Genomic DNA, 13,662 nt, shown 5'->3' on the forward strand with positions numbered 1-13,662 from the left:
GCATTCCAAGCTCAGCTTGGCACTACCGTCTCGCTCACGGGTCATGATGCCTTTGCCCTGATCGTTGGCCAGTGAGTAGCTCATTCCCTGCGCACGCTTGGGCTAGGCACGTTTGATTTCGTCCAGCGGCAGTAAGGTGTCATTGCGCCCCGACGCCTCGATCTCAAGACCGCCCTTGGTCATGTCCCACGATGCGGCAAAGCTGCCGGGGGAAACTCAACTCAGTACGTCCCGCCTGGTCTGATTGATGTTCCCTCAATACGGCTCCGTGGTTCCTGTCGGCCAGTGCCTATCAGGCCGACTCCCCCTACTTCCTATCACCCCATCCCCTCACGGCATCCTGTGATCAGAGAACACCATTGGTGTTCTGACTGCTTGGTGTTCTACGGTTTCCACGTTGGTGTTCCATGGCTGAAAGCCTTATGGAATGTGGCTTACAGCATTTCAGGAACACCAAGAACACCAAGAACACCGGATTTGTGAGGGGTAAGGGTTAGCACTCCCCCCCGACACCCCGTTTAGGGGCAATGCCACCAGCGACGGAGGTCTATAGGCCTCCCTCCCGGCCTGATCGGCCCGCCAAAAAAGACCACCCCAGGGGGTAGCAAAAAGTCTGGGGCTCTATGCGTCTAGACCGCTCGCCCCCCTTCGTGTGCAAAAGCGGGAAAAATAGGAGGGGGGGGCTTTCCGAAGAGAGGTGCTGCTGTGTGAAATCTGAACTGTTGATAGCCACAAACGGTGCCAGCAGCGAGCACCGTGTATCCCCTGCTGTATCCCTTTAAAAACAATAATAATTAAAACCCTTTAAATACAGTCGCTTACGACACCAGTTCAAATGACTGTGTACCACCAAGTACTAAAAACGGCTTACCGAAAGGTAGGCCGTTTTTTTATGCCTCGAGAAAAGTACCCTGAACCCCATGGGACCAGGGTGATCCGCGTCAGGTACGAATCGTCGGCAATGCCGACAACGCCCGCTCCCAAATCTGCCACGTGCGCAGCCAGACCATGGCCTGCCAGTCGCTGTCGGCCGGATAGAATTGCTCCAGCAGATTCAGCTTGATTGCGCGCCCCACCGCATCAGTCGGATCGCCATGCAGATGCAGCCAGTGGTCATCGCGCAAATGACGATGCACGTCCGCCCCCGGGTACGTCCCGCACTCAATCACAAAGGGCAGCAACCGAACCTGCGGCAACGCATCGACCAATGCCTGTGAGGTGTAGCCAGTCGCCGTTGCCGCCACACCGGTTTCACTCAAGGTGTCGGCGCCGGTCAGCAGCGTGTAAAGCCACGGGCCGTAAATGGCCTGCGCATCGGGAAGTGCCGGATAAGCCGCCTCGGTGATCGTCAGCAGCATCGGATGACCGTACTCGCCGGCGCCGGTGTGCAAGTCGAAACACATGGCCACGTCGGCATGGGCGATGTGCTTGTGCAGGATCGCGTGCAACGTACGGTTCGACCAACTTGGCGCCAGCCCGCCGTAAAACAGACCGTCGGGGTGACTGTGCTGGCCACCCTCGACAATCGACATCACCGCCGGCCAGCCATGTTGGCGGATCTGCGCGTCGAGCAAAGCATCCGCGCGCTCACGCTCAGGACCTAGCAGCTCGGTGCAGGCATAGATGTCATGCAGCGTTGCGTAAGCCTGATTGTCCGGCAACGGCCGTTCGAAATTCAGATGATTGCGGTTCAGGTCGATGTTGTCTTCGTTGACCCGCCGCAGCCAGGCGGTGCCCCAAGGGTTAATCAGGTGAATGAACACCACGGCCACGTCGGTCGGCAGTGAACGCTTGCCTAATTCCTGCATCCATTTGATCTGGCAACCCGAACCGTAGAAGCCTTCGACGCCATGGGTGCCGCTCAACGCGATCAGCAATCGCTTGGCGCCAGGATCGCCCAGCACTGCCACGTCGGTGCTCAAGGACTCCCCGAAAGGCCCTTTGAGCGGATGCGGGTACTCGGTGAGCGTCGCACCGGCCTCGGTGGCTGCCGCGAGGAACAGCTCTCGCTGATGACGGTAACTTGGCTGGGTGGGAAACTCTGTCTGCATGTCTGCCTCTTATTGGTTTTCTGGCCCCTCTGATGCCCTCGACCCTACAGAAAATCCGTCGGCTCATGAAGGACAAAAGCAGCTTTACTGTAGGCCCTGGTTTGCGCCATGCCGAGTCGGCCGATAAAGTCCCGGTAACTTTCCCCACGGACGGAGTGCCCCAACGTGTTCTCAGCCTTCCTTTTGAACCGCTATCGCCGCTCAGCCCTGTCGCTGATTGTCGCGATGCTGACCCTGACCGCCTGCAACGCGCCGCCGACATCGTCATTGCCTGTTGCACCGGAAAGCGCCTCGGGCTATCGCACCGACCTGCAAACCCGGCACGCCTCCAGACACATGGCGGCAGCGGCCAATCCGCTGGCGGCCGAAGCCGGCCGGGAGATGCTGCGTCAGGGGGGCTCGGCGATTGATGCCGCCATCGCGATGCAAGCGGTGTTGACGCTGGTCGAGCCGCAATCTTCCGGGATTGGCGGCGGTGCATTGATTGTGCTCTGGGATGGCAAGGCGGTGCGCACCTACGACGGTCGCGAAACCGCGCCGGCCGGCGCCACCGAGAAGCTTTTCCTGCAGGCCGACGGTAAACCGATGGCGTTCACCCCCGCGCAGATTGGCGGGCGTTCGGTGGGAACGCCAGGCGTGTTGCGAGCGCTTGAGTTGGCGCATCGCAAACACGGTCGGCTGCCGTGGGCGAAGCTGTTCGAACCGGCCATCAAACTCGCGGAGCAAGGCTTCGCCATTTCGCCACGTCTTCATTTGTTGATCGCCTCGGATTCGTCCATGCGCAGTTCGCCGGACATGGTGGCTTACTTTCTGAATGCAGACGGCAGCCCGAAAGCCGCCGGTACGCTGCTGAAGAATCCGGCACTCGCGGCTGTGCTCAAACGCATCGCCAACGAAGGGCCAGACGCGTTGTACACAGGCGCCGTCGCGCAAGAGATCGTCACCAAGGTTCAGGGCCACGCCAACCCCGGCAGCTTGTCGCTGAACGATTTGCAAGGCTATCAGGCCAAAGAGCGCGCGCCGCTGTGCACCGATTACAAACGCTGGCAGGTGTGCGGCATGCCGCCGCCATCCTCGGGCGGAATCGCTGTGGCGCAGATCCTCGGCATTTTGCAGGCCCTGGAAACCCGCGACCCGCGTTTCGCCCTCGCGCCGCTGAAACCGGTCAAGACCCAAAAACCCGCTGGCACCGAGCCTGCCCCGCAAGCCGTGCACCTGATCGCCGAAGCCGAACGCCTGGCTTATGCCGACCGCGCACAGTACGTGGCCGACGCCGATTTCGTGCCCGTGCCGGTCAAAGGGCTGGTAGACCCGGCCTATCTGGCCAGTCGCGCTGCTTTGATCGGTGATCGCAGCATGGGCGTGGCCAAACCCGGCACACCACCGGGCATCAAGATCGCCTACGCGCCAGACCGCTCACCGCTGCGCATCTCCACGTCACAAGTGGTGGCGGTGGATGACCAGGGCGGGGCCGTGTCCATGACCACCACCATTGAATCCGCCTTCGGCTCCCACGTGATGGTCCAGGGGTTTCTGCTCAATAACGAGATGACCGACTTCTCGTTCATCCCCGAAGAAAACGGACAAAAAGTCGCCAACCGCGTAGAGCCCGGCAAACGCCCCCGCTCGTCCATGGCGCCGACCCTGATCTTTGATCGCCAGAGCGGCGAATTCCTTGCCACCCTTGGCTCCCCCGGCGGATCGCAAATCATCGAGTACGTCGCCAAAACCACCATCGGCCTGCTCGACTGGAAGCTGGACCCACAAGCCGCCATCAACCTGCCCAACTTCGGCAGCCGCAACGGCCCGACAGAGCTGGAACAAGGGCAGTTCAGCGCGGAGCTGATCCAGGCGCTGAAGGACAAGGGACACAGCGTCAGCGAAATCGACATGACCAGCGGCACCCAGGCAATTGTGCGGGTGAAGGATGCGCAAGGGAACGCGTCGCTGGCGGGAGGGGCCGATCCTCGGCGTGAAGGGGAAGCGTTGGGGGATTGATTCGTACGCGGGATTGAAAAAGGGCTTACCGGGAGGTAGGCCCTTTTCGATCCCGGATGTCACCACACGCAAACATGCCGCTCAGCGCGAGATCTTCAACGCCTGTCGCGCCTTGTGCTTCGCCAACGCCAGATCGATCAAGCGGCTGACCAGTTCGCTGTAGGTCATGCCGGTGGCCTGCCACAGTTTGGGATACATGCTGATCCGGGTGAAACCGGGCAGCGAGTTGATCTCGTTGATCAGCACTTCGCCGCTGTCGGTGAGGAACACGTCGACCCGCGCCAGCCCGGAACAGCCGAGCACCTGGAATGCCTCGACGGCCAATGCCCGAATGCGCTCGCTGGACTCGACACTGATGTTCGCCGGCACCACGACTTGCGCCGCCTGGGCGTCGATGTATTTGCTGTCGTAGGAATAGAAACCGCTGCTCACCACGATTTCGCCACACCCGCTGGCGATCGCGTCTTCGTTGCCGAGCACGGCGCATTCGATTTCACGGCCGCTGACAGCGGATTCGATCAGCACTTTTTCGTCGAACCCCAAGGCCAGTTCCACCGCTGCCTGATACTCGGCTTCGTCATTGACCTTGCTCACGCCCACGGACGAACCCTGATTTGCGGGTTTGACGAACAGCGGCAGCCCGAGTTTGCCCTGCACCTCGGCGAACCCGGTACGTGCTGCCGTGGCGCGGTTCAGGGTCACGAACGGTGTGACCGCCAAGCCCGCGTCGCGCAGCAAGCGTTTGCTGATGTCCTTGTCCATGCACACCGCCGAGCCGAGCACGTCGGAGCCGACAAAGGGCAGGTCGGCCATGCGTAACAGGCCTTGCAGGCAACCGTCTTCACCCAGGGTGCCGTGGACAATCGGGAAGATCACATCGACATGCCCGAGCAGTTCCTGACCGGCGGTTTCCACCAACTGCTGACTGACCTTGCCCGGCACCACCGCCAGCTCACGATTGGACTGGTTAAGGGCGATCAGGGCCGGATTTTCCTGGTTGAGCAGGAAGTTCGAAGGGTCGTTGAGGTGCCAGTGACCTTGTTTGTCGATGCCGATCAGCACCGGCTCGAAACGCGAGCGGTCCAGTGCATCGACAATGTTCTTCGCCGATTGCAGCGACACTTCGTGCTCCGCCGAACGACCACCAAAAATAATCCCTACCCGCAATTTGCTCATGCAAAACACCTCAACGATTGGCCACGCGCCGAACAGCAGAGAGAACCTTGCAACATTCGCCCACGGTTTTCCACCCGTCCAAAGGGTTTGATCGGCGAGCAGACAGCCAGTCGATCACTGGGGTAACGTGTTCTTCATCGCGTTCCAGACACCTACACCATGGCCAAGCAAACGCCTCCCATCGACTGGTTTCACCGCGCCCCCGACGTGGGCGGCCTGCAACGTTTCGAAGCGTTTTTTGCAGGGCACGGCTACGACCTTCATCGTCACGACACCTACGCCATCGGCCGAACCCTGGCCGGCGTGCAGAGTTTTCAGTACCGCGGCGGATGGCGCCACAGCCTGCCGGGCGGGACCCTGGTGTTGCACCCGGACGAAGCCCACGATGGCGAGGCCGGCACCGAGGCCGGTTTCAAATACCGAATGATGTACATCGAACCGGCGTTGATCCAGCAGATGCTCGGCGGACAACCCCTGCCGTTCATCAATACTGGACTGTCGACCGACCCTCGCCTGTTCGCTGCCACTGACGTGTTGCTGCGCAGCCTGGATTGCCCCCTCGACCCTTTGGAGGAGCAGGACGCGCTGTACGATCTGGCGCAGGCCCTGAGCAGCGTTTCGGGAACCACCCTCGCTCGCCGCCAGAGCTTCGACTACGTGGCCGCGGAACGCGCGCGGGAGTTCATTCACAGTGCACTGGATCGCACCGTGACGCTGGAGGAGCTGGCGCACCATAGCGGCCGTGATCGCTGGAGCCTGTCACGGGACTTTCGCCTGTTGTTCGGCACCAGCCCTTATCGATACCTGACCATGCGGCGCCTGGACCTGGTGCGCTCGCTACTGATCCAGGGCCAATCCCTGGTCAGCGCCGCGTTGATTGCCGGCTTCACCGATCAAAGCCACATGACCCGCCAATTCAGCAAAACCTACGGTCTGTCGCCGGCCCGCTGGATGAAAATGCACCGTCGCTGAGCCACGCACAATCGTACAAGAAGCAGAACGGAGCGCTGGCTATCGTGGGTTCACGATCAACCACGAGAGCCGCTTCATGAACGCCTGCAAAAGTCTGAACTTTGCTGAAAAAATCGCCCGGATCGACGCGCACTGGGCACCTCGAGTCATCGCCGAAATGAACGACTACCAATTCAAAGTGGTGAAGCTGCTGGGGGATTTCATCTGGCATGACCACCAGGAAACCGACGAAACCTTCATCGTGCTCGAAGGCCAGTTGCGCCTCGATTTCCGTGATGGCTTCGTGTTGGTCAACGCCGGCGAAATGGTCGTGGTGCCCAAAGGGGTCGAGCACAAACCCTCTGCCGAGCAGGAAGTGAAGCTGCTGCTGATCGAACCCAAAGGCGTACTGAACACCGGCAGTGAAGGCGGTGAACGCACGGCGGTCAATGATGTGTGGGTGTGAGGCGTTACGCCAACGTCTTGCCGTCCACCGGGTCGCCGATCATCAGGAAATGCCCGCCCGCCACATGGTGCAAGGTGCGTAATGCATCCGGCCCTTCGAAGTGCCAACGGCCGTCGCTGAAGACCCGTTCATCCGCCTGGGCGGCAATCACTTCAGCCAGGAACAGGTCGTATTGCTGATGATTGGTGGGCTCTGGCAGCAATCGACATTCCAGCCACGCCACGCAACCCTCGAGCAGCGGGGCGTCGATCAGCTCGCCACTGAAGGTTTGCAAACCGTAGGCCTGGAACTTGTCCTGACCTTGGCCCTGGGTCAACTCCAAGCCTGATGTCGAGCCAACGGTCTGGGTGATATCGGCCTGCGCCGCGCAAGGTACGTTGAGCACGAACGTTCCCGAGGCTTCGAGCAGTTGCCGGGTCCAGGTGGACTTGTCCAGCACCACGGCAATTTTCGGCGGTTCGAAATCCAGTGGCATCGCCCACGCAGCGGCCATGATATTGCGCTGGCCATCATGGGCAGCACTCACCAGCACGGTCGGCCCATGATTGAGCAGACGATACGCCTTGGACAAGGGAACCGGTCGGCGGTGGGAAACGCTCATGGTGTCTGCTCCTGGGAAAAGAGCCGATTGTAGCGATTTCCACCGCGATGGCGGGTATCAAGTCGCCAGTTGATTGGCAAACTGGCCGACCGCGTTCACCACTTTCTGAGCGCCGTCCTGAATCTCGACGATCACCGTGCCGGCTTCCGCTGCCAGCGCCAGGCCTTGTTCCGCCTGGAGCTTGCCGTCGGTCACCAGGGCCACGGCATTGCGCGCCATTTCCTGGTTCTGACGCACGACACCGACAATCTCATCGGTGGCCTGGCTGGTGCGAGAAGCCAACTGCCGGACCTCATCCGCCACCACGGCAAAGCCCCTGCCCTGTTCGCCTGCACGAGCCGCTTCGATGGCTGCATTAAGCGCCAGCAGGTTGGTCTGCTCAGCGATGCCACTGATGGTTTTGACGATGGTGCCGATCACCAGCGATTGCTCGTTCAAGGCCTCAATGCCATCGCCGGCGGTCTGCATATGCTTGGCCAGGTCGCGCATCACGTCCACCGCCTGAGTCACCACGGCCGTACCGCGCTGGGCACTTTGGTCGGTTTGCTGAGAAGTGCTGTAGGCAATGTTGGCCGCTTCGGAAACGGCGTTTTCCTGATTGACCTGGTCGGTAATCACTGTAGCGAACTTCACCACTTTGTAGAGCTTGTTGTTGGCGTCGACCACCGGGTTGTAGGACGCTTCCAGCCAGACCCTACGACCATGGCTGTCGACGCGCTTGAAACGACCGGCGACAAATTCACCGGCATTCAGGCGTCGCCAGAAATTCTGATACTCGGCGCTGCTGGCCTCCTGCGGTTCACAGAACATACGGTGATGTTTGCCCTTGATCTGCGCGAGGCTGTAACCCATACCGTTGAGGAAGCGGTCGTTGGCCGCCAGCACATTGCCATCAAGGTCGAACTCGATCACCGCCGTCGAACGCACCAGCGCGCCGATCAGGTTTTCATGTTCACGGGACGCCTCGATGGTGCGGGTCAGGTCGCTGGAGTAAATCGAAAAATGTTTGATCCGGCCATCCGCCGAGCGCACCGGCTGCACAATCGAGCGCAACCACGCTTCATGGCCATTGCCACGCAGCAAACGCACGGCACCGGCGAAATGCTCGCCACGGGTCAGCGCGTTCTGGAAGCGGCGGTGGAATTCATCGGATTTGACATGGACCGGGACGATCTCGTCGATGCTTCGGCCGGTCAGGTCGCCGCTCTTGTAGAACATTTCACCCAGGAAGTTCTGGTTGGCCGATTGAATCCGGCCATCGGGTTCAAGGGTCAGGACCAGCATCTCGCTTTCCAGACTGTCCTTCACTTGCTGAAGGCTGGAGAGTTCTTCGCGAAGAGCCGACAGCTCCTGCTTCAAGCGTTTGTTGAACATGGGGAAACACCGATGGACTGGGAGAGAAAGCGACATTCAGCCTAGCCATCGGCGGTGCGGATCTTTTCTGAAGCGTATTTCAGGGTTGTCCTACAAAAATAGTTGCCGTATCAACCGGCGATTACATCGCGCCGGCGGCCGCGCAATGGCCGGTTCTGGGCAGGCGTGCGCCAAAATACGCCGCGCTGCCCACGCCCACCACGCCCATCACGGCGCAGAAGATCACGCAGATCCACGGGCTCCATGGCATCAAACCAATCAACAACAGCGGTGTGATGCTTGCCCACGCGGCATAGGCAATGTTGTAGGTGAAGGAAATTCCCGAGACGCGAACCCGCGCCGGGAACAGGCTGACCATTACTGACGGCACGGCGCCGACCACGCCGCAGCTCAGACCGGCAATCGCGTAGGCCAGGCCGATCCAATTACCCCCGGTGATCAGGCAGCCGTAAAGCACGCCAATCCCCAGCGGCAGCAGCAGGCTATAGAGCATGACCGTGCGCCAGCCGCCGATACGGTCGACCAGCAACCCGGCGAGCACGCAGCCGATGTTCAGGAACACGATGCCCAACGCACTCAGGGCGAAGGTGTGGCTGGCGGTCATGCCGAAGGTTTTCTGCATCATGGTCGGGGTGATGACAACGAACACCACCACCGCCGAGGTCAGCACACAGGTGAGGATCATCGCCGGCAACATCGCCAGACGATGCTCACGCAGGACCGTGCGCAGCGGCAGTTCGACGGCGGCATCGCGCTGCGCCTGCATCGCCATGAACACCGGGGTTTCACTGAGCCAGCGGCGCAACCAGACGCCGATCACCCCGAACACACCGCCCAAGAGGAACGGGTAACGCCAGGCGAAATCCAGAATCTGCGCCGGGGTGAACGCTTGCGCGAGAAAGGTCGCCGTCAGGGCGCCAATCAGGTAGCCAAAGGTCAGCCCGGCTTGCAGGAAACCGAGGGCATAACCGCGATGCCCGGTCGGCGCGTGTTCGGCGACGAACACCCAGGCGCTCGGCACCTCGCCGCCCACCGCCGCGCCTTGCAGGACACGTAGCGCCAACAGCAGCAGCGGTGCCCAATAGCCGATCTGCGCGTAGGTCGGCATGATCCCGATCAGCAGGCACGGCAGCGCCATCATCAGAATGCTCAGGCTGAAGACTTTTTTGCGCCCTAGCCGGTCGGCGAAATGCGCCATCAGAATCCCGCCCAATGGGCGCGCCAGATAACCGGTGACGAAAATCCCGAAGCTTTGCAGCAGGCGCAGCCATTCGGGCATTTCCGGCGGGAAGAACAGTTGGCTGAGGGTCAGGGCGAAGAACACGAAAATAATGAAATCGTAGATTTCCAGCGCACCGCCGAGGGCCGCAAGGCCGAGGGTCTTGTAGTCTGAGCGGGTAAAAGGCGTCGGGCGCGAAGGGGTGTTGGCAGTCATGAAAAAGAACTCGGCAGCCGGTAAAAAACCAAGGCGCCCATGGTCCACGCAAACGCGCCCATGGACAAGCCGTTAGACCATAGTCCTGTTTTGGTAAAGATTCGTCACAAATCAGGACCGGTTGATTTATTGTTGGCGTCTGTCCAGACGGGCCTTTGCAGCCCGAAAGACCACAAAAAACATAATAATTCGAGGTACTCCCGTGGCCGCTGATATCGAAGATACCCGCTCCGCCCGTTTTGCCCTGCGCTGCTCAAGTTTTGCCGAACGCTGGTTTCCCGACTCCTGGGTATTTGCCGCCCTGGCGGTGATTATCGTTGCCGTCGCCACGCTGTTCATGGGCGCCAAACCGACTGACGCCGCCATGGCGTTCGGGGACGGGTTCTGGAGCCTGATCCCGTTCACCATGCAGATGGCGTTCGTGGTGATCGGTGGCTATGTCGTCGCCGCCTCGCCACCTGCTGTGAAACTCATCGACCGCCTGGCGCGGATCCCGAAAAACGGCCGCTCGGCCGTGGCGTGGGTCGCATTGATCTCCATGGTCGCCTCGCTGCTGAACTGGGGCTTGTCGCTGGTGTTTGGCGGTTTGCTGGTGCGCGCCCTCGCCCGCCGTGTTGACCTGAAAATGGACTACCGTGCCGCGGGTGCAGCCGCTTATCTGGGCCTTGGCGCAGTATGGGCCCTGGGCCTGTCATCGTCGGCCGCCCAACTGCAGGCCAACCCGGCCAGCCTGCCGCCGTCGATCCTGTCGATCACCGGTGTCATTCCGTTCACCCAAACGATCTTTCTGTGGCAGTCCGGTGTGATGCTGCTGGCGCTGATCGTGGTCTCGCTGGTCATCGCCTACGCCACCGCGCCAGGCCCTAACACCGCCCGTGACGCCAAAGCCTGCGGCATCGACCCAAGCTTCAATCTGCCGCCATTGGCCCCGCGCACCCGCCCCGGCGAATGGCTGGAACACAGCCCTCTGCTGACCCTTTTGCTGGTGGCACTCGCGGCGGGCTGGCTGTTCCACGAGTTTTCGACCAAACCGGCGATTAGCGCCATTTCCGGGCTGAACACCTACAACTTTCTGTTCCTGATGCTCGGCGCATTGCTGCACTGGCGTCCCCGCAGCTTCCTTGATGCCGTGGCCCGCGCAGTCCCGACCACCACCGGCGTGCTGATCCAGTTCCCGCTGTACGGCTCGATCGCCGCATTGATGACCACGGTCAAGGGCACTGACGCCCAGACCCTGGCGCACCACATCTCGACCTTCTTCGTCAGCATCGCCACCCACGATACCTACGCGCTGCTGATGGGCGTGTACTCGGCGATTCTCGGGTTCTTCATCCCGTCCGGCGGCGGCAAGTGGATCATTGAAGCGCCGTACGTCATGCAAGTGGCCACCGACCTGAACTACCACCTGGGCTGGGCCGTACAGATCTACAACGCAGCCGAAGCGCTGCCGAACCTGATCAACCCGTTCTACATGCTGCCGCTGCTGGGCGTGCTCGGGTTGAAGGCGCGGGACTTGATCGGGTTTTCGTTCGTGCAATTGCTGGTGCATACGCCGCTTGTGCTGTTTCTGCTGTGGGCGCTGGGGACGACGCTGACGTATACGGCGCCGGTGATGCCTTAACGCTCAACAAACACCACAAAACAACGGTAGGAGCGAGCCTGCTCGCGATAGCGGTAGTCCATCCAACATTGATGTGACTGCCAAACCGCTATCGCGAGCAGGCTCACGCCTGCATTAAGAACGTTGCTGCACTCAAGACCGTAACCCTTCTGTCACATCCCACTGCTAGCGTCCGCCGAAACATATTGCAACAACTCAGCTAGACGGGACTTGGCATGACTGACGATAAAGACGACATCCACTCACCTTCTCCCGACACAGACGCGGACGCACCCACCGACACCAGCCGCCGCCGCTTTCTGGGTGGCGTTGCAGTGCTTGGCGTCGGCGCGACGCTGAGTGCTTGCGGCAATCCGGTGGATGAACCGGGCAAACTGATTGAACATCCGTTGTCCCCGGCGGACATTGACAAAGCCCTGCACGACCAGGTGAAAACCGTGGTGGTGATCTACGCCGAGAACCGCAGTTTCAACAATCTGTTCGGTGACTTTCCCGGCGTTGAAAAACCGCTATCGTCCCTGCAGCCTGCCGAGTATCAACAGCGTGATCGCGATGGCAGTCTGTTGCAGACGCTACCACCGGTGTGGGGCGGCGTTTTGCAGATCGGTCCGCAAACCCTGGATGGCGTGACGTACCCCAGTGCAATCCAGTTTCAGGAGCAACTGCCCAACGCGCCTTTTGCCCTCAAAGGCCCGAACGCTGAAGACCTGCCGTTTGGCTTGGTGACCCGCGATTTGTGGCACGTGTTCTATCAAAACCAGATGCAAATAAATGGCGGCAAGAATGATGGTTTTGTCGCTTGGGCTGACTCCGGCGGCCTGACCATGGGCCATTACGCGCAGAGTCGTTATTCCCTGCGTTTGTGGGACGTTGCCCGGGAGTTTGTGCTCTGCGATAACTTTTTCCAGGGCGCTTTCGGCGGTTCGTTTCTCAACCACCAATACCTGATCAGTGCCACCGCGCCGTTTTATCCCGATGTCGCCAACTCAGTGGCCAAGGCGCAGATCGCGGTGCTGCAAAGCGATGATCCGGCGGATCCACGGCTCAAGCCTTTGGACAGTTCCCCGGCCAGCGCCATGACCGGTCCACCGCAATTCGGCCCCAGTGCATTGACCCCGGATGGCTACGCCGTCAACACGCTCGCGCCGCCGTACTGGCCGACGTGGATTCGCGACCCGGACCGCCCGGCCTACGCCAAACCAGACTTGCCGAACGTGCTGGTCCCGCAGACCCACGAGCACATCGGCGACAAGCTCTCGAAGAAAAACATCGACTGGGCCTGGTACGCCGGCGCCTGGCAGGCGACGCTGGATCAGTTCAAGGATTCCGGTGGTATTCCGAAAATCCCCAACTTTCAGTATCACCACCAGCCGTTCAACTACTTCAGAGAGCTGGGTCCGGAGAATCCGGCCGAACGCACCAAACGTCTGCGCGACGCCGGTCTGGGCGATGAGTCGAGCACCAACAAGTTCTTTGCCGATGCCGAGGGCGGCAAGCTACCCGCCGTAAGTTTCTACAAACCCCAGGGCAATCTGAACATGCACGCCGGTTACGCGGATGTCGCGTCCGGCGATCGGCACATCGTGCGCGCCCTGAAAGTGCTGCGTGAAAGCCCCCAGTGGAGAAACATGGTGGTCGTGGTCACGGTCGATGAAAACGGTGGCTGGTGGGATCACGTCGCACCGCCCAAAGGTGATCGCTGGGGACCAGGATCGCGGGTGCCGGCGCTGGTGGTGTCGCCCTTCGCACGCAAAGGCACGGTGGACCACACGGTCTATGACACGGGTTCGATTTTGCGGTTGATCACTCGGGTGTTCGGGCTGGAGAAGCTCGACGGGCTCAAGCAGCGGGACGACGCGATGATTGCTCGGGGCCAGAAGCCCATGGGCGATTTGACCAATGCGCTCAGGTTCAGCTGAGCTGTTAGCGGCCGATCTGCTTTAGTACGGTGGCCTGCGATCCTCGCGGGCCCACGCTGAAAAGGATCTG

Annotated in this window: 10 protein-coding genes and 2 pseudogenes; 5 read left to right on the plus strand and 7 right to left on the minus strand. The window is 60.8% G+C overall.

The genetic code is table 11. The annotated features are described in order from the left end of the window. Positions 1-8: 8 nt before the first annotated feature. Positions 9-210 (minus strand): annotated as a pseudogene (locus NL116_RS26540) (DUF927 domain-containing protein); the annotation flags it as partial. A gap of 731 nt (positions 211-941) precedes the next feature. Then, positions 942-2,051, minus strand: a complete 1,110-nt coding sequence (locus tag NL116_RS26545; RefSeq protein WP_494374721.1) for a DUF2817 domain-containing protein — start codon at positions 2,049-2,051, stop codon at positions 942-944. Between the two features lie 165 nt (positions 2,052-2,216). Here NL116_RS26545 and ggt point away from each other — a divergent pair, with 165 nt between their 5' ends. Further along, the gene (ggt, locus tag NL116_RS26550) at positions 2,217-4,049 is read left to right on the plus strand and encodes a gamma-glutamyltransferase (protein WP_494374722.1); all 1,833 of its coding nucleotides are present in this window, start codon (positions 2,217-2,219) and stop codon (positions 4,047-4,049) included. Positions 4,050-4,130: 81 nt separating this feature from the next. Here the strand turns inward: ggt and ddlA are convergent, their stop codons facing one another. Beyond that, positions 4,131-5,225 (minus strand): D-alanine--D-alanine ligase, encoded by a 1,095-nt coding sequence (gene ddlA, locus NL116_RS26555; RefSeq protein WP_494374723.1) that lies wholly within the window; start codon positions 5,223-5,225, stop codon positions 4,131-4,133. A 159-nt stretch (positions 5,226-5,384) separates the two neighbouring features. Here ddlA and NL116_RS26560 point away from each other — a divergent pair, with 159 nt between their 5' ends. Then, the gene (locus NL116_RS26560) at positions 5,385-6,197 is read left to right on the plus strand and encodes an AraC family transcriptional regulator (RefSeq protein ID WP_494374724.1); all 813 of its coding nucleotides are present in this window, start codon (positions 5,385-5,387) and stop codon (positions 6,195-6,197) included. 76 nt (positions 6,198-6,273) lie between these two features. After that, complete coding sequence (locus NL116_RS26565; protein WP_494374725.1) at positions 6,274-6,642, plus strand: cupin domain-containing protein; 369 nt, start codon at positions 6,274-6,276, stop codon at positions 6,640-6,642. Positions 6,643-6,646: 4 nt separating this feature from the next. On the opposite strand, the gene NL116_RS26570 is transcribed toward NL116_RS26565, so the two are convergent. From NL116_RS26570 to NL116_RS26585, 4 genes and pseudogenes are all read right to left on the minus strand, one after another. After that, positions 6,647-7,243 (minus strand): flavin reductase family protein, encoded by a 597-nt coding sequence (locus tag NL116_RS26570; RefSeq protein WP_494374726.1) that lies wholly within the window; start codon positions 7,241-7,243, stop codon positions 6,647-6,649. 57 nt (positions 7,244-7,300) lie between these two features. Next, complete coding sequence (locus NL116_RS26575; protein WP_494378140.1) at positions 7,301-7,909, minus strand: methyl-accepting chemotaxis protein; 609 nt, start codon at positions 7,907-7,909, stop codon at positions 7,301-7,303. Further along, a pseudogene (locus tag NL116_RS26580) lies at positions 7,889-8,653 on the minus strand (PAS domain-containing protein); the annotation flags it as partial. The pseudogene NL116_RS26580 and the gene NL116_RS26575, both read right to left, overlap by 21 nt. A gap of 85 nt (positions 8,654-8,738) precedes the next feature. Continuing rightward, positions 8,739-10,052, minus strand: coding sequence for an MFS transporter (locus tag NL116_RS26585; RefSeq protein ID WP_494374727.1), 1,314 nt, complete (start codon positions 10,050-10,052; stop codon positions 8,739-8,741). Between the two features lie 202 nt (positions 10,053-10,254). On the opposite strand from NL116_RS26585, the gene NL116_RS26590 reads away from it, so the two are divergent. After that, entirely contained in the window at positions 10,255-11,673 is a 1,419-nt protein-coding gene (locus NL116_RS26590; protein WP_494374728.1) for a short-chain fatty acid transporter, read from the plus strand. A gap of 215 nt (positions 11,674-11,888) precedes the next feature. Then, positions 11,889-13,592: an acid phosphatase gene (locus NL116_RS26595; RefSeq protein ID WP_494374729.1), complete on the plus strand. Its 1,704-nt coding sequence runs from the start codon at positions 11,889-11,891 to the stop codon at positions 13,590-13,592. The last annotated feature ends 70 nt before the right edge of the window (positions 13,593-13,662 follow it).

It is taken from the genome of Pseudomonas sp. FBCC-B1667, from assembly GCF_059133255.1.